The organism is Streptomyces spiralis, from assembly GCF_014654675.1.
GTDB lineage: Bacteria > Actinomycetota > Actinomycetes > Streptomycetales > Streptomycetaceae > Streptomyces > Streptomyces spiralis.
Window position 1 is genome coordinate 67,740 of the sequence record NZ_BNBC01000030.1, and the last position, 20,052, is coordinate 87,791.

Genomic DNA, 20,052 nt, shown 5'->3' on the forward strand with positions numbered 1-20,052 from the left:
CAGTGAAGCCCGGAATCCACCCCGAATACCGTCCGGTCGTCTTCCGTGACCGGGCCGCCGACTTCGCCTTCCTCACCCGCTCGACGGCCACCAGCGACCGCACCGTCGAGTGGGAGGACGGCAACACCTACCCGGTCATCGATGTCGAGATCTCCTCGGCGAGCCACCCCTTCTACACCGGCACCCAGCGGGTCCTGGACACCGCGGGACGGGTCGAGCGCTTCGAGCGGCGCTACGGACACGAACGGAGCAAGCAGTGACCGGGAACCAGGCCCGGCTGCCGGTCGCGATCGTCGCCGGGTTGCACGCGGACGCCCGCAGGGCCGCCGTCGAGGAGATCCTGCGCACGGTCCCCGGCTCCATCGCCCTGCACCACGACCTGACGTCCGCCGCCGACAGCGCCGTGCACCGCACGGCACGCGACGCCCACGGACTGCTGAGCAGTGGCGACGCACCCCTGGTGAACGACTGCGCCTGCTGCGCCCTGCGCGAGGACCTCGTCCCCGAACTGCTGCGGCTCGCCCACGAGGACAGGCACCGGCTGGCCGTCGTGGAACTGTGGGACTCCGTCGAACCCCAGGCCATGGCCGGCGTCATCGCCGCCGCTGGCGCGCCACTGGCGCTCACCGGGGTCGCCACCGCGGTCGACCCGGCCCTCGCGCTGCCGTACCTGTCCAACGGCGACGATTTGGCAGACGTCGGTCTCGCCGCCGCCCCGACCGACCAGCGCACCGTCGCCGACACCTTCGCCCGGCAACTGGAATACCCCACGGTCCTCGCCGTCGCGGAGGACGGCTCGGCCGCCGAATCGGCGGACGACGGCGACCACGCGCTGCTCACCCAGCTCACGCCGGGCGCACGACCGGTGCGCGTGGGCGACGGCCGCCTGGGAGTCGCGCTGCTTGAGGGCTTCGACGTCGAGGCGGCCGCCGCTCGCCTGCATCCGGCGTGCGCCCTGCTGCCCCAGGAATGCGACGAGCACGGCGTGAGCACCGTCGTATGGCGGCGCGCACGCCCCTTCCACCCGCAGCGCCTCTACGCCGCACTGGAGGACCTGACCTGTGCCGCCGCCCGCAGCCGCGGACGCTTCTGGCTGGCCGACCGCCCCGACACACTCCTGTCCTGGGACGCCGCGGGCGGCGCCCTGTGCGTCGAATCGGCCGGCCCCTGGCTGGCCGCCCTTCCGGACGCCGCCTGGGAGATGGTGCCCGCCGAACGCCGCGTGGCCGCCACCCTGGACTGGCACCCCGAACACGGCGACCGCTGCCAGTACCTCACCTTCACCTCACCCGGCCTGGACCGCGACGGTCTGCAGGCTGTACTCGACTCATGCCTGCTCACCGACGACGAGTACGCGGCAGGCAGGGACCGCTGGAAGCAACTTCCGCACGCCTTCGACGGCTTGCTCGACCCCGTGACCTGAACCGCGGCGGCGTTTCCGCCGTGGGGTTCAACCAGTCAACCGCACACCGCTGAAAGAGAGGATCCGGTTCACCATGCCCCGACGCACAAACACCGGGCGGCAGACCGCGAAGCTCCGGCGCGTCAACCCGCTGGACGCCGCCGGCATCACCTACATCGACTACAAGGACACCGACCTGCTGCGGAAGTTCATCTCCGACCGCGGGAAGATCCGCAGCCGCCGGGTGACCCACGTGACCCGTCAGCAGCAACGTCGGATAGCACAGGCCATCAGAACGCACAGGCTGCACCCTCATCTGCCGGCGACGGCTCAAGCAGGCCGGATCACATGACCGCCCTTCGAGCTCATGAGGTCACCGTGCTCCCTCACGACGGGTCCGCCGCGCGACACCGTCGGATGAGTTCGGTCGTGGAGACGCCGGCCGTGTACTGCACGAGGCGCAGCTTCCCCGCATCGGCCACTGGACCGAAGACTTCTTTGACCGCGTCCGCCGAGAGGTCGTCCCCGTGCACGACCACATCGATGCCGTGCAGGTCCAGGAACCCGTTCGTGACACGATAAGGCGCGTCAGGGAGTACCACGTCGACGTACCGACACGCCTCGATCACCGCGACCCGCTCCGCCAGCGTCATGATGGGCCTGCGCTTGTACCTGGCCACGACCTCGTCCGAGAGCACCCCGACGATCAGCCGCTCCCCGAAGTTCCGCGCGGCCCTGAGCAGCGCGACGTGCCCCGGGTGGAACAGGTCGCCGACCATGTCGACGTAGACGTTTCCGCGATCAGCCATGCCTATTGCCCTCTCGACGGTCCCAAGCCGACCAAGATTGGGCTAACCGCCCCGCTCCGTCAACCGTCCGTCGGTCGACGTCCGAAGCGGCTCAGAGCGCCCAACAGAAAGCCTGGTGGTCATCTCCCCTTCCTGGCTGAGTCCGCAGTGCTGCGGGAGGCGCTCGGGCCCGAGCTGTACGAGGCCGTACCGGCCGTCCGCCGTGCGGAGGCGGAGCTGTTCGCGGTGTTCGACTGAGTGGCGGCCATGCGGTCATGGAGTCCGCCGCAGTGGAACAACGTCGTTCCGGTGCTGGGGCATGGTGGGTCGGCCGGCTTCTGGGGTGGCCGGCAGCGCGATGATGGTGACCGGCTGCTGACACCACGTCGGGCTGCTGCGAGGCCGGACGGACCGGTGGTGGTGGGGGGAGCCCGACCCGAGTCGGCGGTGCGGGTGGCGGCGCCTGGCCGAGCCGTCGATCTGTTCCTCGTCGAGGGCCTGGTCGCGGCGGCGCTCGGCTTCGCGGCGGCAGACCATCGAGCAGTAGACGGTGCGGACGGTCTTCCCGGCCTGGAACAGGTTGTCGCAGACGGGGCAGGGGCGTGTCTCCATGTGAGCCTCGCTGCGACGGGACGCGGTCCGGCACTCGGCCGCGCAGAATTTGCGCTTTCGGCCCAGGTCGATGGTGAACTCCTCACCACACTGCGGACAGACCCGTCGGCGAACAGTACGTGCGTCGGTTCGCATGCGTCACTGGAGCACCTCGGTGCTTCGGCCGGCCGCGATCACGGTCCGAAGGGGGAGCGCGATGAGCAACGCAACAGCGACCAGGAATCCGCTCGACCACAGCGGCCCGAGGTTTCCGACTCCGGTGCTGAGGGTGGTCGCGGCGATGAGGGGGCCGACGGCGGCGCCGACGTTGAGTGCTGCGGTCGCGTATGAGCCAGCCATGGTGGGGGCTCCCGCGGCTTCGTAAAGGACGCGCGTGATCAGGGTGCTGCCCAGCGCGAACGACAGGGCACCCTGGACGAACACGAGGGCGAGCAGGGCGACCGGCCTGTCGGCCAGCACAGCCAGGGCCAGCCAGCCGATGAGCAGCAGCGGGCCGCCCACCGCGATGACCGAGCCGGGGTGCTGGTCGGACAGCCGTCCGGCGACGGTGACCCCGGCGAAGGAACCGAAACCGAAGAGCACCAGGGCGACAGAGATCCACAGCTCACTGAGCCCGGCGGTGTCGGTCACGACAGGGGCGAGGAATGTGAAACCGGCGAAGGTTGCCGCGTTGACCAGCGCGCCCAGCAGCATCACCAGGATCAACCTCCGCCGTACCAGCTGGGCGAGCTCCGCTCGCAAGGCCGGCCCGTCAGTCGCCTGTTCCTTCACACGTCCCGCTGGGATGCCCTTCAGGATGCCGAGAGCTGCAGGCAGGCAGAGAGCGGCGACAGCCCAGAACGTGGCCCGCCAGCCGAGCAACGTGCCGAGTACCGAGCCACCAGGGACACCGGCGATCGTGGCGATCGTCGTGCCTGACAGCAACACGGCCAGCGCACGTCCCTTCTTGTCGGGCGAGACCAGCGTGGCGGCAGCCGTCAAAGCGACGGCGAGGAACCCTGCGTTCGCGAGCGCGGCGACGACCCGGGTGGTGAACAGGACCGGGAAGCTGGTGGTGATGGCGCCCACGGCGTGAGCCGCCGCGAAAGCGAGGATGAACCCGAGCAGACTGGAGCGCCTGGGCCAGTTGCGGGCGAGCGCGGCCACAAGGGGGGCGCCGACGATCATGCCGATCGCGAAGGCCGAGGTGAGCACGCCTGCTGTCCCGACTGTGACGTCGAGATCTGTGGCGATGCCCGGCAGGAGGCCGGCGAGCATGAACTCCGAGGTGCCCATGGCGAAGACCGCCACGGCAAGCAGGTACAGCGGAAGAGGCATCGAGTGGCTCCGAGGCGAGGAGAGGTACGAGAAAGACATCTCGTCACCGCGGCCAGCCCCCAAGGGCACACTCGTCCGGCCGCAGAACGCGGCGCGACGACAGAGCTACGAGCTCAGTGATTCAGGGGGCTGACGGCGTGACCGAAAGCCCCCACCTTGTCTGACTCAGGACTCGACATGGTCCGCACGCTACCCGACCACTGCCCGGCGAGGCACCTAGGTTTCATCGAGGCCCTCCGGAGGGGCCTTCACTTCCGGCGGTGGGCCAGGGCTGCCGGCCTGGCCGAGGGTGTGGGTGGGCGGGATCCGTGACGCCGACCGTGGGCCGGCCCGTCACGGGGCCGTACCTCCCTGGTATGACGTCGACCACGGATGCCGAAACAGCCCTGTGGGGCATCATCACCCACGTCCCGCCTTGACGCTTCGCCGGTGCTCATCTGTCATGGTCGAGCCTTGAGTTCGTCGGAGAACGGGCGACCACATGGTGTCGCGTCAGCTGGGCAGTGGGTCTCCCAGCTGCGTCAGCTCTGCTTCGCTCAAGTCGAGTTCGGCCGCCTTGGCGGAGTCCTGGATCGATGCAGGGCGGCTGGCGCCCGGCACCGGGATCACAATCGGGGAGCGGGTCAGCAGCCAGGCCAGGGCGATCTGCTGTGGGCTGACGCCGCGCTCGGCCGCGATGCGGTGGAAGGCGGTGCTCGCAGCGGCCGGGCCGGAGGGTCCGTCGAGGGCGCTTCGGGAAAGGCCTCCCAGCGGGCTCCATGGCAGGAAGGCCAGCCCGAGTTGCGTACTCAGCCGAAGCTCGGGCTCGCTGTCGCGGACTGCGGGGGAGTACTGGTTCTGTACGGAGGCAAGGCCGTCGCCGAGGATTGCGTGTGCCTCGCGGATCTGACCGGTGGTGACGTTGGAGATTCCGGCGGCGCGAATGGTGCCGGCGTCGAGCAGTTCGCGCAGCGCGCCCACGGACTCCGCCCAGGGCACGGCCGGGTCCGGCTTGTGCAGCTGGTACAGGCCGATGGCCTCGACACCCAAGCGCTTCAGGGAGGCTTCGGCGGCGCGCTTGAGGTGGGCGGGGGTGGCGGTGACGGTCCAGCTGCCGTCGCCGGGGCGACCTCGGCCACCCTTGGTGGCGACGAGGACCTGGGAGGTGTCGCCGCCGTAGCGGGCGAGGGCGCGGGCGATGAGAAGTTCGTTGTGGCCGGCTTCGCCGGCGTGCCAGTGGTAGCTGTCGGCGGTGTCGATGAGCGTGACCCCGGCGTCCAGGGCGGCGTGAATGGTGGCGATGGCCCGCTGTTCGTCCGGGCGGTGCTCGATGGACAGCGGCATGGCGCCCAGACCGATGGCGCTGACGGTGGTGTGTGCGATGGTGCGGTACCGCATGGTGTGTGCTCCTCAGGCGGTGGGGGCGGCGGGATCGGCGAATGCGTCGAGGGCTTCGGCGACGGCGCCGGGGAGCCAGTCGGTGATGTGGGAGAAGGAGAAACCCAGTTCTTTCGCCCGGGCGTTGCTCATGGCGTAGTGACGGTCGAAGGAGAACGGCGAGGCCGGGGCGCCCGCGGCGGCGCTCCGGTACGCGGCCTTCCTGCCGGCCTGCGCGGCGACGACGGCACCCAGGCCGTAAACGTCGAGTGGACCGTCGGAGCAGGCGTTGAGCGGACCGGTGACGTCGGTGAGCGTGGCCGCCCACAGCAGTAGGTCCGCCAGCTCCTCGTAGTGGATGAAGACCGTGGGCAGCGGCTTTGCGTGTACGGTGATCTGCGTGCCCCGGGTGACGTGCTCGACGTAGTGGGCCAGCCGACCGGTGAACTCCGCCGCGCCGCCACCGAGCACGTGGGCACTGCGCAATGCCATGAAAGCGAACCCGTGGTGCTGGGCGAAGACGGCTTCCGCCTGGCGCTTGCCTTCGGCGTAGTGTGCCTCCAGGTAGGCCGCGTCGTGCCACGGCAGGTCCATGGCCACCAGCCACGTGGAGGGGTCCACGACCTCCTCCGGCACCGGTGTGCCGGAGGGGACGGTCGGCAGGGGGGCGGTCGCTGGATCGTAGACCTCGATGGTGGAGGTCATGACGTAGCGCCGGGTGCGGCCGCTGAAGGCGCGGGCGGCGATCGCGGCCTGCAGGGGGGTGTAGCAGACCTGGTCGACGACCGCGTCGAAGGTGCGGGAACCGAGCGCGGCGATCAGGGCCGCCTCGTCATTGCGGTCGACGACGAGGTGCTCGGCCCCGGCGGGCGCCGGGGTGGAGCCGCGATTGATCACCGTGACCTGGTGGCCGGTGGCCAGCAGGCGCTGGACCAGGAGCTTGCCGAAGTACCGGCTTCCGCCGATGACGCAGACCTTTTGCATGCCTCCATCGTGAACATCTAGCGTCATCAGTAGAAGTGACTGCTTACTGGAAACGTATTAAGGAATACTGTTGATCGATGTGCAGCGGTTGCGTGTCCTGCGAACGGTGGCGGAGCACGGCAGCTTCAACCAGGCAGCGGCAGCCCTCCGCCTCACCCCCTCAGCCGTGTCCCAGCACATCTCTGCACTGGAGCGCAGCCTCGGCGCCCAGGTCGTGGCGCGTAGCACACGCGGAGTCACGCTCACCCCGGCCGGTCGGATCATGGTCGGGGCCGCCGAGACGGTCGCCGCGGAGCTCGAACACGCCAAGCAGCGGGTCGACCGGCTCGGCAGTGGCCGCACCCGGCTCACCATCGCCACTTTCACCAGTGGCGGCAGGCTCCTTCTCCCACAGGCACTTGCCTGCCTCACCGCTGCGCACCCCGACACCGTGGTCCACGTGAGGGAGTGCGAGCCCGAAGACAGTCTGCCGCTGGTCCGCCAGGGCGCCGTGGACCTCGCCCTCGCCTATCACTTCGACGGTCCACTGCCCGGCCGGCCGGGCCCCAACTCCAGCCTGGCGTGGACCGCGATCATGGAAGACCCCCTGCATGTCGTCCTGCCCGACGCGCATCCTCTGGCCGGCCGCGAGACACTCGACATCGCCGAGCTGGCCGCCGAGCCCTGGGTCCTCGGCTGCCTCAAGTCCGAGGCATACCTGCGCCGTTACGCCGAACGAGCCGGCTTCGAACTGCAGGTGCGCGGCACGACGACGGACTACTTCTTCGCCCGCTCGCTCGTCGCTGCGGGCATGGGAATCTCGCTGATCCCCTCCATCGCGCAGACCCCGCAGGTGGCGGGACTGCGCACTGTTCCGATCGCGCCGCCGACTCCGACCCGGCACATCGGCGTTGCCACGATCCACCGCCGGGACCACGCCCAGGTCCGGACACTGATAGAGGCTCTCCAGGCAGAGGCAGCGGCGCTGGACGAAACCTGACCCACACGGCAGACGGTGCCGGCAGCAGCGGACGGGCTGTTCGTGCGCCAGTACGCGGCGACCATCAGAACCCGGTCCTCCAACTCCAACTGCAGCCCCGCGGCCGGCCCTTGCGGATCGGGTCCGCGCCCTCACGCCGCAGCGCGGTGACCAGCTTGCGGAACTGGATTTTGGCATCGTGTCCAGCGAGCCACGGGGACGTCCGACAGAGTTCGGGCCAGGGATACCCTCGGACGATGTCGAATCGGGCGGTAGCAGCTGGAGTAGGTCTCGCGCGGGTGATGGCGCACTGCGGGGGCAGCCCATCAGCAGCCGTGCACTATCTGGCGGGCGCCATCGCCTCCACACCTGAGAACCCCGAGCCGTATGCGGTTCTTGCCGAGTTGTGGAGGGACAAGCCGTCGGAGCTGGCGGAGGTCGTTCAGGGTGCCGATTCCTTGAGGACGGTACTGGCGCAGTCGTACATCAACTTCCTTCAGGACGACATGGACGGCGCGGCGCTGGCGATCGGATCGGTCACGGGTGTGCGACCCGACATCGCCTGGGCCAGAGCCCCCTGGTTCAGCGATGAACGATTTGTCGGTGCGGTGAGTCCCGATGCGCTGGCCGAGGCCGCAATGCGGACGATGGATTATGGCCGTGATCTGGACACCGAAAGCATGCGGGAACGATTTCGGCCCTGGTTCGAAGCCATCGACGTGGCCGCTGCCCGCCAGCCGTTGCCGGAGCCCTTGGCCAAGATGGCTATCTTGCTGCGGGCATGCGGTCTCACCGATGCATCGTTTGCCCTCTGCGACCGGGCAGACTCCGTTGAACGGATCATGCTGACGGAAGTTGTACGAGCGGGCACGTGGCGCAAGCTGGGCGATCTTCAGCAGGCCGTGGCGGCGTTCGAGCGCGCTCTTGCCCTGGACCCGGCCAACTGGTCGCTCTACCTCGACCTGGCCGATGTGCGTGCTGAGCAGGGCAACTTCACCTCTGCGGTCCAGCTGATCGATCAGGCGATGATTTACGAGCCGGCTGAGCTCTCACTTCGCGCGGCCGGGGCCGCCTACCGTGCACGACTGACCGGCTCGCGTGCCGATCTGAGTGAACTCATCGAACTGGCGCCGAATCTGCCGAACGACTCGTACCGGGACCTGCTGATTGATCACGCGTGTGCTGGTCCCGCGCTGCCAGCCGAACTCGTGGCTGCAGCCCGGCGCATCCAGAACAGCTGAGGCTCCGCTCCTCCACGAGCAGCAGCTCCAGCCAGCAAGTGCCCAGCAGCGTGATCTTGGACGCTCTGTGCCCGCAGGCACGCATCTCGGCCGCGGCTCGCTGAACCTGCACCGACAGGCTCGCGTGACTGCTGTCCACGAACTCCGCCGCACGACGCAGCGGGCCTGGCCGCGTCAACCGATCGCGCGTAGCGTGCCGCTGGTTTGGCGGCGCAGGCGCTCCGTGGCCTGTGCCGTCGCCTCGTCGGCGGGCAGAAGGACGACCAGTTCCTGGGCGTCGGTGCGCGGCAGCTCCAGCCGTTCGCGCTGCCACCGCAGCTCGTGCACAGTGGGGTGGTTGAGCCGCAGCGGGACCCGTGGTGGGGGCAGGTGGCGGTTGAGCCGCCGGGTGAACTCCTGCCCCGCGAGGGGGGCGAGTTCGGCGGCGAACCACTCCGAGCTCTCAGCGGACGGTCCGAGCCACAGGTCGAAGGTCTGTTCATCGGCTACCTGGTCCCAGTCGGCGAAGAAGGTCCGGGCCCGCGGATCGGTGAACACGTAGCGCGTCAGGTTCGGCTCCCGGGTCTCCAACAGCCCGCTGGCGCGCATCACCAACTCGAACCCGCTGGTGTGCGCGAGCACATCACCCAGACGATTGGTGACGAACGCGACCCCGGGCTCCAGGAGTTGCAGGGTCGCCAGCACGGTGGGACGGACGTGGCGGCTGGGGGGTGCCGGCCTTCGCTGCCCGACGCAGGCTCCGCTGGTGATTTTGGCTACGTAGCGCAGGTGTTCGCGTTCCGTGGCATCCAGGCTCAGGGCGTCGGCTAGAGCGTTGATCACGGCGGGAGACGGGTTGCGGTCACGTCCCTGCTCGATACGGGTGAGGTACTCGACGCTGATTCCGGCGCGCGTGGCCAGGTCTGCGCGCCGCAGTCCCGGGGAGCGACGGCGGCCGCGGTCTGGAAGCCCGAACGACTCGGGCTGGATGCTGTCGCGTTTGGCGCGGATGAAGTCGCCCAATGGCGTGCCCATGACCGGAGTCTAGTGGCGGTGGCGCGGCGCTCGAAGGCCGCAGGGTGGCCGTGCGGGGGCCAGCCTGCGCCGGGTCTGGTTGCCCCGCTCGCAGCGGTGGACCGTGGTGCACATGAGTGAGAACAAGTTGGTCATCATCGTCGGAAGTGTCCGTGAGGGTCGGTTCGGGCCCGTCGTCGCCTCCTGGGTCGCCGAGCAGGCGCGTGAACACGGTGGGTTCGACGTCGAGGTCGTCGACCTCGCCGACGTGGAGATCCCGCTGTCGCTGCCCGCGGCATCTCCCAAGTTCGCCGGCGACTCCTACCCACGACCCGAGGCAATGGCGCCCCTGACGTCCCGCCTGGAGCAGGCAGAGGCGTTCATCCTGGTCACGCCCGAGTACAACCACAGCTACCCCGCGTCCTTGAAGGCCGCCATCGACTGGCACTTCACCCAGTGGACGGCCAAGCCCGTGGCCTTCGTCAGCTACGGCGGCGCGGCCGGAGGCCGTCACGCCGTCCTCCACCTGGAGAACGTCCTCACCGAACTGCACGCGGTGACCATTCGCGACGGACTGGCCTTCCCCAACTACTTCACCGGGTGGCAGGACGGGCAGCCGCTGGACCCCGAGGCGTCCGCGTACGCCAAGACCCTGCTGGATCAACTCGCCTGGTGGGCTGCCGCCCTGAGCTCGGCACGAGAGGCGAGGCCGTACCCGGCCTGACAGGAACTCTCCGCGGCTGTCCACGCAAGCGGCCGTTCGCCGACGGAGCGATCCCCACTGCGCTGGAACCGGTCAGCGTCTCGGCGACGAAGGGCGGCACCATCGTCGGCGTCTACCGGCCGAACGGCAAGCCCAGCTACGACAGCTACTGAGCGGCTTCGTCCGGATCACCGGGCAGACCACAGGAAGATGTCCGCCCCGTGGAGTCCGGCCAGGTGGACGGTCGCGGTCTTCTCGTAGCGGGTGGCGATGCCGCGCCACTGCTAGGTGGATCTTTGCGGTCAGCCCACCGCGGGACGGGCCGATGGCTTGGTCTGCCAGTTCTCCGGCCGGGCGGGCGGATGACGAGCAAGCTGCGGAGCTGAGGGCTCTCACGGGCCGACGAGCCCAACTGAATGCCGACCGAGCGCGAAAGATCAGCCACGTCTCGGGCAGCGATGCCCTTCCGCCGCCCCACTGAACTCTTCCGTCGTCAGCGCGTGTTGCGGCTCAGCTGTCGGCCCAGGAGCACGGCTGCCGCGCCGGCGGCCAGGGTTGCGGCCGCGATGCCGCCCAGGGTGATCGCCTTCGTGCCAGGCCTCGAGGTACCAGTGGTTGCGAGTGCCGGGCGATCGGGATTGGCGGCGGTGGTTTCCGCGGTGGCGGTGGCGGTGGCGGCCTGCAGGATCAGATTCGCGACGGCGTCGGGGCGGGCGATCAGGGATACATGACAGGTGTTGATCTCCACGGTGTGGGAGTGGGCGCGCTTGGCCTCGAAGCGTTCCTGGTCCGGATTGATGGTCATGTCCTGTCGGCCTACGAGGGCCCAGGACGGAATGTCCTTCCAGGCTGCCACCTTGGCACTCTCGGAGAAGGCGGTGGTTGCTGCGGGCCGTTGGGTGATGGCCAGCAGGTTCGCCTGGCCGGTCGACAGGCAGGCTGCGAAGACCGGGTGCACTTTGTCGGGCTTGAGGTACAGGTCGGTTCCGCTGGTGCCTTCGGTCTCGTAGGGGACGGAGGTGGTGGCGGTGCCGAGAGCGCTGGGGAACCGGGCGGAGAGGGACATGCCGCTCTCGCCCACGTCCGGCATCAGTGCCGAGATGTAGACCAGCGCCTTGACCTGTGGATTTCCTGCAGCGGCCGTGCTGATCACTGCTCCGCCGTAGGAGTGGCCGGCCAGCACGACGGGTCCCTTGATGCTCTTGAGCACGGAGGCGATGTAGGCGGAGTCGCTGTACAGGCCGCGCAGCGGGTTGGCCGGGGCCATGACCCTGTAGCCGCGGCGTTCGAGCCGTTCGATCACTCCGTTCCAGCTCGAGCCGTCCGCGAAGGCACCGTGCACCAGCACGATGGTGGGTTTGGCGCCGCCCGGGCCTGTGTCCGCGGCAGCCGGCGCCGCCGTGACCGTGCACAAGGTGGCGACCGCGCATCCAGCCGCTGCGACGCGGTGACGCCGTGTGCGGCGACCTATGCCAGGGACCGTAGATGCCGTCATTGCTGAACTCGCTTTCCCTTGAGGCCTATGGCGACCAGCGTTCACGCGTCCGTCCTCCCAGGCCCCTCATGCGGTGCAATCGGGTGAAAGTGATGGGGCTTCGAGGTGAAAACCGAGCGGGTTGCGTTGGCCGATGAACGACAGCCGCATAGGCGTCGACGCCGGGCAACGGGACGGGCTCCTTTGCTGTGTCCCCTTTGGCGTGCCTTTGTGTGGTTTATGTCTGTATGTGTTGTGGGGTTGTTTGGGTCTCTTGCTAAGAACCGTCCGGCCGGTATATTTCTGGGTCGTGGGGGTGCCGGGTTTTTTGGGGGGCGGGGCGTGGGTGTGCTCGTGGGGAGGACGGCGTTGGTCACCGGTGCGAGCCGGGGGATCGGCAGGGGTATCGCGTTGAGGCTGGCGCGTGAGGGCGCAATCGTCGCCGTCCACTACCGCGGCGACGCCTTCGCGGCGGCTGAGACGCTGGCGGAGATCAGGGAGCAGGGCGGGCATGCCTTCGGTATCCAGGCCGAATTGGAGTCTGCGGAGGGCGCGCAGACGCTCTTCGCCGGTTTCGACGCGGGTCTGGCCGGGTTCGGGGCGGTGCGTGGTCTGGACATTCTGGTCAACAACGCGGGGGTGAGCGGGTCGGCGCGTATCGATGAGGTGACGCCCGAGCTGTTCGACCGGATCTTCAACGTGAACGCCAGGTCGCTGTTGTTCGTTGCGCAGTTGGGGCTCAGGCGGATGCGGGAGGGCGGGCGGATCATCAACGTCTCGTCGGCGGCGACCCGTATCGCCTATCCGGAGTCGGTGGTGTATTCGATGAGCAAGGGGGCGGTGGACACGTTCACGCTGGCGCTGGCCAAGGAGGTCGGGCCTCGCAGTATCACGGTCAACGCGGTCGCTCCGGGGTTTGTGGAGACGGACATGAATCTGGCCAAGCGCCGTACGCCGGAGGCGGCGGCGCAGTTGGCCGGGTGGTCGGTCTTCGGCCGGCTGGGCAGGACGCGGGACATCGCCGACATCGTGGCCTTCCTGGCATCCGACGACTCACGGTGGATCACGGGCCAGTGCATCGACGCGTCCGGCGGCTCGCGTCTGTAGGGGAGTGGGGGATACGCGTGTCGGGTTCGTCGGGCGTCACCTCGGGCGTGGTCCTGGTGTGTGGGGGCGGTGGTTTCATCGGCCGGGCGGTGGTGGGGGAGCTGGCCGGGCGCGGGGTGGTGGAGGTCCGGGTGCTGGCCCGGCGTGGTGGGGGTGCTGCCGTAGGGGCGGGCGGTGGTGTGGTGCGTCATGTGTGTGCCGATCTGACCCGGCCGGGGACGCTGCGGGGGCTGTGTTCGGGGGTGGAGGCGGTGGTGCACGCCGCCAGTTATGTCGGGCGTGATCCGGTGCGCTGTGAGGCGGTCAACCACCGGGGCACGCTCGCGCTGTTGGCGGAGGCGCGGCGGGCGGGGGTGGAGCGTTTCGTCTATGTCAGTACGGCGTCCGTCTACGGCACGGGGCCTCATCGCGGGGTGGGGGAGGAGGCGGTGGTGCCCAGGCCGGCGTCTGCTGCCAGTGCGTCACGGCTGCGGGCCGAGCGGGCGGTGCTCGAGGCGGGCGGCAGCGTGCTGCGTCCGCATCTGGTCTACGGCGCCGGCGATGAGTGGTTCCTCCCTGCTCTTGCCCGTCTTGTTGCCCGTGTCCCCCTCTGGCCGTCGGGGCCGGTGTCCCTCAGTTCGGTGATCGCGGTGGGGGACCTGGCGCGCGGTGTCGCGGGTCTGGTGGGTGCGCCGGGGGATGGGGACCCCTCCCGGGTGTATCACGCGGTTCATCCCCGGCCGGTGCCGATGGATGAGGTGCTGCTCGCCCTGCATCACCGTCTGGGTCTGCCGTTCCCGCGTGTCGGGGAGGTGTCCGTGCAGGAGCACCGGGCGCTGGTGGCCCGTGCCGTGCCCGGGCTGTCCGGTCACCAGTATGCGTTGCTGACCCAGGATCACTGGTACCGCGGCGATCGTCTGTGGGCCCGTGTCGGGGAGGACCCGGGGCCGGGTTTCGCGGCACGTTTCGCCGAGGCCGCCGGCTGGTACGCGGGCCGCCTCGCCGGAGAGGCGCGGCCCGGCGTGCCGGGCGCGCGGTGACTGCCGCCGTGCCGCCGGGCGGCTCCTCGGCGGCTTGAGCCGCCCGTGGGCCGCCTGGGGGGCTGGCCTTGGGACAGGTCGTACTCGGCGAAGCCGGCCAGGCAGTCGCCGTCGATGCGAGTGTGGGCCGCGGCCGGCCGTCGGCGGGTGTGCGCGGCGACGACGCCGTCGAGCGTGTGCAGGGCTCAGCAGGCTCCCGACCGTGACCGGAGGCAGGAGCAGCGGTGACCTGCTGTCGATGGACGGGAAGCACCGTGACCACGATCACGGTGACTCGGGGCGTGGACCTGACATGAGCCACCATGCGGTGGGTGTGCACCATCGTCGCCTCCTGGCCGGTCTGGAGGGGCCTGACGGGTTCTGAGTCAGATGGCCCCGCGCGTTCCGGCCCGGCTTGAGCCGCGGCGTCCTGTCGGTGCCCGGGAGGCCTCATGCATCCAAGAAGGCCTCGGTGATCGCCAGGGCTTGCGCCATGATGCTCAGCTGGGGGTTCACCTGGGGGCAGCTGGGCAGCGCGGAGGCATCGGCGACCAGTACGCCCCGTACTCCGCGCAGCCGGCCCAGGGGGTCGCAGGGACAGCGCTGGAGGTCATGGCCCGCGGCGACAGTGCCGGTGGGATGGTAGGCCGACAGATGAAGCCGCGACACACTCGTGCCCGCCAGCACGGCGTCCAGTTCCGCGAGGCTGCGCACGCGAGGTGTGTCGGGGATGCCGGTGAGCACTTCCTCGGCGCCGGCGGCGAACAGCAGCTCTCCCATGGCACGCAGGGCCCGCACCAGGCGTCCGGCATCGCGGCGGTCCACGTCGTAACGGACCAGTGTGCGGTCGCGGCCCAGGACGCGGCCGGAGGGACGGTCGGCGATCATCGCCCCGAGTGTGGCCAGTCGGTCGGCGCCGTCCAGTTCGCGGCGCAGCTCGGCTCCCAGTCCGGGCAGCACGAAGGAGCTCATACCGGGCGGGGCCGCGGTGGCCTCGATGAGGATCCCATCCGCACGGTGCTCCTCCACGCCCACGCTCTGCAGTACGCCCTCCCAGGCCGTCACCGGCTCGGCGAAGCGTCCGGCGACGCTTGTGGCCGGATGGACGCTGAGGTTGCGGCCGAGGCGGGGATGCCGGCCAAGGCCGGAACGACGCAGGAGCGGTGGGGACTGCAATGCGCCGGCGGCGACGACGACCAGGGGAGCGAGGATCTCGCATTCGGCGTCCTGCCCGCGTGCGCGTACGCCCGCCGCGCGCGGCCCCTTGGGCCGGTCCGCGTCGACGAGGATGCGCTCCACGCGGGCTCCGGTGACGATGCGTGCCCCGGCGGCGCAGGCCTCGGGCAGCACAGAGAGCTGCACGCTCTGTTTGGCGCCGGTCGGACAGCCGGCCACGCACTGGCAGGAACCCTGGCAGCCGGGTGCGTTGCGGCGCAGGGGCGCCGCCCGCCAGTCGAGCGCGTGGGCACCGGCGAGGGCGATACGGCCGTTCGCACCGAGGACGTCCATGGGCTGTGTGGCGACGCGCAGGCTGCGTTCGGCCTCGTCCAGATGGCGGTCGAAGCCGTCGGCGAGCGTGAATCCGAGATCTCTGCTCCAGTGGGTGAGAACGTGGGCCGGAGTGCGATAGCAGGTACCGGAGTTGACGACCGTGGTGCCGCCGACGGCGCGGCCCACCGGCAGCAACAGGGGTGGGCTGCCGACGGCGACGGTCGCTCCGCCGTCCCGGTACAACTCGTTGAACCGGTCGAGGGGTGGGCGTTCGCCGAACGACTCGGTGGAGTGGTGCTCGCCTTCTTCGAGCACGACGACACGGAGTCCGGCGCGGGCCAGCGTCCGTGCCGCCATCGCTCCGCCCGCGCCCGAACCGATGACCACGGCGTCGGCGGTGGATCGAGCGGGCCAGGCATACAGGGGCGTCAGATCGAGCGGCGGGTCATGGCGCACAGGACCGCGCGGTGCGGGAGCGTGCTCGAGCAGCCGCTCGGTACCGGCCGCCAGGAGCACGGGCACCTTGAGCGCGTCCAGGAGCGGCAGGAGCCCAGGTCGTGCGGCGAGATCCTCCAGCACGGACTCTCGCTCGGCCGGGGTGAGCGCGCCCAGGGTGCGTCCGGTGCGCACCGCGGCATATATGTCCACGCCGCGCGCCGCCGCTCGCAGGCCGGCCCGGGCGGCGAGCGGCATCGAGGCGAGGACCGTGTCCAGTCGGGCAGGGACGCGCCGTGGCCAGTCGGCGGTTCCGTCGTCGGCGAGAAGAGCGGCCGTGAGGCCGGAAAGGCTCATCGGCTGCCCACCTCCGCGTGCGCGGTGCCGTCCAGCTCCCACTCGGCCTCGGTCCGCCAACCGCCGAACCACCACCGCTCCAGCCGGACGTGCGCGTCGGCGCGCTCGCTGTTGCGGCACGTGGCGTGCCCGCCGTCAGGGTCGGTGTAGTCCAGGGCCAGGACGCGGTCGGCGGGCTGGGTGACTTCGACACGGATCCGACGCAGGGCTGTGCGGCCGGTCACCGTCCACGTCGGCAGGCCGATGTCCGTGCGGAAACGGCACAGCCCGGCCCAGCCGACGGCCGAGCGCTCGGGACGGCGGGGCCAGGTGCGGCCGTGCCGGCGCAGCTGGAAGAAGGTCAGCGGGGGAAGCCTGCGCAGGCCCGGCCGCGTGGACACGGCCGAGACGATCTCCAGCACGTCGCCGCCGCCCAGGTCGGCGTGCAGCCAGGCCCAACGGCGCGCGTTGCCGTGACCGTAGATCCGAGCGGAGGCACCGGTGGCCGACGTGAGCGTCAGCGTCGTGCCGTCATGGGTGAACGAACCGTCGTAGCAGGACCGCGCGGCGGGGAGCATCTGTGCGGCCGGCAGCAGGAGGCGGCGCCACGACCAGCGAGGGAAGGTGAAAAGCGGCTCGCCGGCAGGCCGTTCAGCGATGTCCCAGCGTAAGGCGCCGTCCTCGGCCGATCCCGACAGGCTACCCGGCCGGACGGCGATGCCGTCCGTGCTGAAGCCGGACTCCTGCGCACTCCATGCGGCAGGGCCGAAGCGGGCGTGGCGCACGGGGCCGTCCTTCGGGAACACCGCCGCCCAGCCGTGGGCGTACGGCGGCGAGCCGTCCGCCGGAGAGGTCAGTTCGTGGTGCAGCCACAGTCCGGTGCCGGTGTCCGGGTCGGTGACGGTGGTGTACCAGACCTCCGTACGACCCGGCTCCCCGCGCCAGCGGGGCGTGAGGAAGGCGCCGGGGTTCTCCCGCCGCGGGAATCGGAAGCTGGTGAGGAAGGGGAAGAGCTGTGTACCGAGCGGGAAGCGGAGGGTGCCGGCGCCGAGGCGTACGCCGTCCTCGTAGAGGGTGTACGGCAGCACCGTCATGGAGGTCACGGGGCGGCGCGGGCTGACGGACTTCCAGCCGTCCAGGGTGAGTCGGCGGCCGTCCGCGGTGAACGTGATGCGGTAGCGGATACGGCGGCGTGCCAGCGGTGAGATCTCCAAGTCGCCCTCGGCGTGCGGGTCGTCGCTCCAGCCGGTCACCCGTATGCGGCCGGTGGCGCGCGCCATGGTGGTGCCGAACGGCCGCAGGAGACGGTCCGCCGAGACCGTCAGGTCGAGTCGGACCCGGCGGGTGCGGTCATCGTCGTCCAGACGCAGGCTGCCGAGCATGCTCTCGCGGAACACGGTGCCGCGAGCGGGAGAGCCGCTGCTCGTGGCCGGGCCCGAGGTGGGGTCCGCGCTCATGCCAGGTCCTCCAGCATGATCCGCTCGGTGGTCGTCAGATACTGCTCGGCCGCGCGCCGAGCGCCCGCCTCGTCGCCGACCGCCACGGCCTCGACCACCGGTTCCAGGCGGTCATGGGCCACCTGAGCGTCCGTGAACGGTCTCCTGAGCGCGGCGCGTACCGGCAGATAGGCGTTGAAGAGGGTATTGGTCAGCAGGACGTAGACCCGGTTACCGGTGGCGCGAGCGAGCGCGCGGTGGACCTCCAGGTCCGCGAGCTGCACGGCGTCGGGGTCCGCCGCATCCCCCACGGCGGTCAGCAGCTTGCGCAGCTCGCCTCGCTGTCGGTCGGTCGCCCGGGCAGCGGCACGCTCGGCGATCAACGCGCCGATGCTGCACCGCACTTCGAAGATCTCACCGATCCAGTCGGAACTGTGCCGTACGAGCATGGGCAGCAGGTCCGCGCCGCCCAGCCGCAGGTAGTCCCGGACGCGGGTGCCGACACCGTGCCGGGTCTCCAGCAGTCCCGCCTGCGCCAGGCGCCCGAACGCGTGCTTCAAGGTGGTGCGGGTGACGCCGTAGCCGTCGGCGAGCGTGCGTTCCGGCGGCAGATAGGTGCCTGCGGGGTGGCGCCCGGCGAGGATGTCCTCACGCAGGCGGCTCTCCAGGACATCGACGATGGTTTCGCGGGGCAGTGCCTCCACGTCGTCCTCCCAGTGGCTCAGTGGATCAGCCACTCAACCAATACGGGCCTGGGAAGTCAACGGTTCTGCACGACTGCTCGGATCCCAGCGGGACCGCTCGACGCCCGGTGCGGGCGGCCGTCGCCCCGGGCAAATGGCTCCCTACGTGTGGCATCGAATGCGCGTGTACGTGAACGGGACTTCACGCGGCAGGTCAACGGCCACCTGGTGTGCGCGCCCTGCGCGCGCCCTTCGGACACGGCATCCACTACTGCCTGGGTACGCCACCAACCCGACTGGAGGGCCAGATCGCCGTTGGGACGGCGCTGCGCCGCCTCCCGGACCTGGCCCTCGTCGTCGGGAACGGCATTCCGGTGCCCCTGGCCACCTGGCCGGCATCGGTGCCGCGCTCCCCCGGCGGGGTCCCGCGGGCCGGTGTCAGATGGGGCCGCTCGTGTCCCCGGGCTTGATGCGTCCGCGCCATGCTCCGGATTCCGCGCCGCGTTCCTCGATGTACTTCTTGAAGCGCTTCATGTCGCCCTTGACGCGCCGGTCGATGGTGCCGAGCAAGTCCGCGGCCTTCTCGGCGGCTCCGCTGGGCTCGATGTCCATCACGAGTTCCACCCGGGTGTGGGTGTCGTCCACGCGCTGGAAGCGGACCGTTCCCTTCTGTCCCAGGTCGCCGCTGGTTGTGCGCCAGGTGACGCGCTCGTCGGGGAGCTGGTCGATGATCTCGGTGTCGAACTCCCGCCTCACGCCGCCGATCTTGGTGGTCCAGTGGTTGTGGCGGTCGTCGAGCTGGGTGATCTCCTCGACGCCCTCCATGAAGTTCGGGAACTCCTCGAACTGTGTCCACTGGTTGTAAGCGGTGTGGACCGGGACGTCCACTTCCACCGTTTCCTTGACCGTGCTCATCAGTGTGCCTCCGTTGCGTCACTCGATTGCTGCTTCCGGGTACCCGGGGAGCGTCTGGCTAAAAGACGAGCCCGTTCCGGGAAGATCGGGATCGGTGATCGCGACGCCGGTGCCGGTTGTGCGGAAAGGCTTCGCACGACGCAGGGCCCGGCACCGCGAGGGCGGTGCCGGGCCGGCGGACTGCGGTGAGGCGGATTCTCAGCCCTGGCGGGCCTTGAACCGCGGGTTCTTCTTGTTGATCACGAAGGTCACGCCCCGGCGGCGCACCACCTGGGCGCCGGGCATGGTCTTGAGCGAGTGCAGTGACTTGCGTACCTTCATTGCCGTCTCCTCTCAGGAGGTCGAAGGGGGTCCGTCCAGGGGGTTCGCCGTCAGCGGCGTGCCGGAGCCGTGGTGGCGTCGTAGCGCTGCGCGAAGCGTTCCGCCCGGCCCGTGGTGTCGAGGACGTGCGCGGTGCCGGTGCGGAACGGGTGGCTGGAAGCCTGCCACGCGGTCGCGCAGGGCGACCGGAGGGGGAGGCGCGGATGCCGCGCCTCATGGGGCTTCCCTACGGGAGCCTGCGTCGTGGAGCGAGGCAGGCGGAGGTCAGCGTGCTTCGCGGAAGAGCACGTGCTCGCCGGCGATCGGGTCGTACTTGCGCAGGACCAGCCGGTCGGGATCGTTCAGACGGTTCTTGCGGGTCACGTAGGTGACACCGGTGCCTGCGGTCGACGTCAGCTTGACGACGGGCCGCAATGTGCTGCGTGCCATGAGGTGCTCCTTTCGCCACCATGCGAGTCACGTGACTCGAACATGCCGGCCGCACAGCACAACAAGGTGACCC

At 70.0% G+C, this 20,052-nt stretch carries 22 protein-coding genes and 3 pseudogenes; 10 read left to right on the forward strand and 15 right to left on the reverse strand.

The window, feature by feature from the left end; all coding sequences use genetic code 11:
* Positions 1–2 precede the first annotated feature (2 nt).
* From IE318_RS27500 to rpsR, 3 genes are all read left to right on the forward strand, one after another.
* Positions 3–260, forward strand: a complete 258-nt coding sequence (locus IE318_RS27500; protein WP_189904596.1) for a type B 50S ribosomal protein L31 — start codon at positions 3–5, stop codon at positions 258–260.
* The gene (locus IE318_RS27505) at positions 257–1,423 is read left to right on the forward strand and encodes a CobW family GTP-binding protein (RefSeq protein WP_189904598.1); all 1,167 of its coding nucleotides are present in this window, start codon (positions 257–259) and stop codon (positions 1,421–1,423) included. The genes IE318_RS27500 and IE318_RS27505 overlap by 4 nt, the downstream gene beginning before the upstream one ends.
* A gap of 73 nt (positions 1,424–1,496) precedes the next feature.
* Positions 1,497–1,754: a 30S ribosomal protein S18 gene (gene rpsR / locus IE318_RS27510; RefSeq protein WP_189904600.1), complete on the forward strand. Its 258-nt coding sequence runs from the start codon at positions 1,497–1,499 to the stop codon at positions 1,752–1,754.
* Positions 1,755–1,788: 34 nt separating this feature from the next.
* On the opposite strand, the gene IE318_RS27515 is transcribed toward rpsR, so the two are convergent.
* From IE318_RS27515 to IE318_RS27535, 5 genes are all read right to left on the reverse strand, one after another.
* On the reverse strand, positions 1,789–2,211 hold the full coding sequence (locus IE318_RS27515) for an adenylyltransferase/cytidyltransferase family protein (protein ID WP_189904602.1): 423 nt from the start codon (positions 2,209–2,211) through the stop codon (positions 1,789–1,791).
* Positions 2,212–2,463: 252 nt separating this feature from the next.
* Positions 2,464–2,802 (reverse strand): hypothetical protein, encoded by a 339-nt coding sequence (locus IE318_RS27520; RefSeq protein WP_189904604.1) that lies wholly within the window; start codon positions 2,800–2,802, stop codon positions 2,464–2,466.
* A 138-nt stretch (positions 2,803–2,940) separates the two neighbouring features.
* Positions 2,941–4,119 (reverse strand): Cmx/CmrA family chloramphenicol efflux MFS transporter, encoded by a 1,179-nt coding sequence (locus IE318_RS27525; protein ID WP_189904606.1) that lies wholly within the window; start codon positions 4,117–4,119, stop codon positions 2,941–2,943.
* 492 nt (positions 4,120–4,611) lie between these two features.
* Complete coding sequence (locus IE318_RS27530) at positions 4,612–5,496, reverse strand: aldo/keto reductase (protein ID WP_189904608.1); 885 nt, start codon at positions 5,494–5,496, stop codon at positions 4,612–4,614.
* 12 nt (positions 5,497–5,508) lie between these two features.
* The gene (locus IE318_RS27535; RefSeq protein ID WP_189904610.1) at positions 5,509–6,459 is read right to left on the reverse strand and encodes an NAD-dependent epimerase/dehydratase family protein; all 951 of its coding nucleotides are present in this window, start codon (positions 6,457–6,459) and stop codon (positions 5,509–5,511) included.
* A gap of 70 nt (positions 6,460–6,529) precedes the next feature.
* Here IE318_RS27535 and IE318_RS27540 point away from each other — a divergent pair, with 70 nt between their 5' ends.
* The gene (locus IE318_RS27540; RefSeq protein WP_189904612.1) at positions 6,530–7,438 is read left to right on the forward strand and encodes a LysR family transcriptional regulator; all 909 of its coding nucleotides are present in this window, start codon (positions 6,530–6,532) and stop codon (positions 7,436–7,438) included.
* Between the two features lie 38 nt (positions 7,439–7,476).
* On the opposite strand, the pseudogene IE318_RS27545 reads toward IE318_RS27540, so the two are convergent.
* Positions 7,477–7,607: pseudogene (locus IE318_RS27545) on the reverse strand (IS5/IS1182 family transposase); the annotation flags it as partial.
* A gap of 145 nt (positions 7,608–7,752) precedes the next feature.
* On the opposite strand from IE318_RS27545, the gene IE318_RS27550 reads away from it, so the two are divergent.
* Positions 7,753–8,658: a tetratricopeptide repeat protein gene (locus tag IE318_RS27550; RefSeq protein ID WP_189904614.1), complete on the forward strand. Its 906-nt coding sequence runs from the start codon at positions 7,753–7,755 to the stop codon at positions 8,656–8,658.
* A 174-nt stretch (positions 8,659–8,832) separates the two neighbouring features.
* Here IE318_RS27550 and IE318_RS27555 read toward each other — a convergent pair whose 3' ends face one another.
* Complete coding sequence (locus tag IE318_RS27555) at positions 8,833–9,672, reverse strand: helix-turn-helix domain-containing protein (protein WP_189904615.1); 840 nt, start codon at positions 9,670–9,672, stop codon at positions 8,833–8,835.
* A 112-nt stretch (positions 9,673–9,784) separates the two neighbouring features.
* Here IE318_RS27555 and IE318_RS27560 point away from each other — a divergent pair, with 112 nt between their 5' ends.
* Both IE318_RS27560 and IE318_RS45215 read left to right on the forward strand, forming a co-directional pair.
* Positions 9,785–10,375 (forward strand): NADPH-dependent FMN reductase, encoded by a 591-nt coding sequence (locus IE318_RS27560; RefSeq protein ID WP_189904617.1) that lies wholly within the window; start codon positions 9,785–9,787, stop codon positions 10,373–10,375.
* Between the two features lie 26 nt (positions 10,376–10,401).
* A pseudogene (locus IE318_RS45215) lies at positions 10,402–10,527 on the forward strand (dihydrofolate reductase family protein); the annotation flags it as partial.
* A 320-nt stretch (positions 10,528–10,847) separates the two neighbouring features.
* On the opposite strand, the gene IE318_RS27565 reads toward IE318_RS45215, so the two are convergent.
* Positions 10,848–11,696, reverse strand: coding sequence for an alpha/beta fold hydrolase (locus tag IE318_RS27565; RefSeq protein WP_229903775.1), 849 nt, complete (start codon positions 11,694–11,696; stop codon positions 10,848–10,850).
* A 474-nt stretch (positions 11,697–12,170) separates the two neighbouring features.
* On the opposite strand from IE318_RS27565, the gene IE318_RS27570 reads away from it, so the two are divergent.
* Both IE318_RS27570 and IE318_RS27575 read left to right on the forward strand, forming a co-directional pair.
* On the forward strand, positions 12,171–12,935 hold the full coding sequence (locus tag IE318_RS27570; RefSeq protein ID WP_229903776.1) for an SDR family oxidoreductase: 765 nt from the start codon (positions 12,171–12,173) through the stop codon (positions 12,933–12,935).
* A 17-nt stretch (positions 12,936–12,952) separates the two neighbouring features.
* Positions 12,953–13,954 (forward strand): NAD-dependent epimerase/dehydratase family protein, encoded by a 1,002-nt coding sequence (locus IE318_RS27575; RefSeq protein WP_229903777.1) that lies wholly within the window; start codon positions 12,953–12,955, stop codon positions 13,952–13,954.
* 429 nt (positions 13,955–14,383) lie between these two features.
* Here IE318_RS27575 and IE318_RS27580 read toward each other — a convergent pair whose 3' ends face one another.
* Genes IE318_RS27580 through IE318_RS27590 form a run of 3 tightly spaced genes read right to left on the reverse strand, consistent with a single transcriptional unit; the run spans position 14,384 to position 18,368 of the window.
* Entirely contained in the window at positions 14,384–16,216 is a 1,833-nt protein-coding gene (locus IE318_RS27580) for a GMC family oxidoreductase (protein ID WP_189904623.1), read from the reverse strand.
* Positions 16,213–17,652: a tocopherol cyclase family protein gene (locus IE318_RS27585; protein WP_189904625.1), complete on the reverse strand. Its 1,440-nt coding sequence runs from the start codon at positions 17,650–17,652 to the stop codon at positions 16,213–16,215. Before IE318_RS27585 ends, IE318_RS27580 begins: the two co-directional genes overlap by 4 nt.
* On the reverse strand, positions 17,649–18,368 hold the full coding sequence (locus IE318_RS27590) for a FadR/GntR family transcriptional regulator (RefSeq protein WP_229903778.1): 720 nt from the start codon (positions 18,366–18,368) through the stop codon (positions 17,649–17,651). Before IE318_RS27590 ends, IE318_RS27585 begins: the two co-directional genes overlap by 4 nt.
* A 197-nt stretch (positions 18,369–18,565) precedes the next feature.
* Between IE318_RS27590 and IE318_RS46575 the strand changes: the two are divergent.
* Positions 18,566–18,784: pseudogene (locus IE318_RS46575) on the forward strand (cytochrome P450); the annotation flags it as partial.
* On the opposite strand, the gene IE318_RS27595 reads toward IE318_RS46575, so the two are convergent.
* From IE318_RS27595 to rpmG, 4 genes are all read right to left on the reverse strand, one after another.
* A complete protein-coding gene (locus tag IE318_RS27595; protein ID WP_030177892.1) occupies positions 18,753–19,229 on the reverse strand; it encodes an SRPBCC family protein in 477 nt (158 codons plus the stop codon). The pseudogene IE318_RS46575 and the gene IE318_RS27595 overlap by 32 nt on opposite strands.
* Before the next feature lie 198 nt (positions 19,230–19,427).
* A complete protein-coding gene (gene ykgO / locus IE318_RS27600) occupies positions 19,428–19,550 on the reverse strand; it encodes a type B 50S ribosomal protein L36 (protein WP_030177890.1) in 123 nt (40 codons plus the stop codon).
* Positions 19,551–19,600: 50 nt separating this feature from the next.
* On the reverse strand, positions 19,601–19,888 hold the full coding sequence (locus IE318_RS46355) for a 50S ribosomal protein L31 (protein WP_308438599.1): 288 nt from the start codon (positions 19,886–19,888) through the stop codon (positions 19,601–19,603).
* Positions 19,815–19,979 (reverse strand): 50S ribosomal protein L33, encoded by a 165-nt coding sequence (rpmG, locus tag IE318_RS27610; protein WP_189904628.1) that lies wholly within the window; start codon positions 19,977–19,979, stop codon positions 19,815–19,817. Before rpmG ends, IE318_RS46355 begins: the two co-directional genes overlap by 74 nt.
* Between the last annotated feature and the right edge of the window lie 73 nt (positions 19,980–20,052).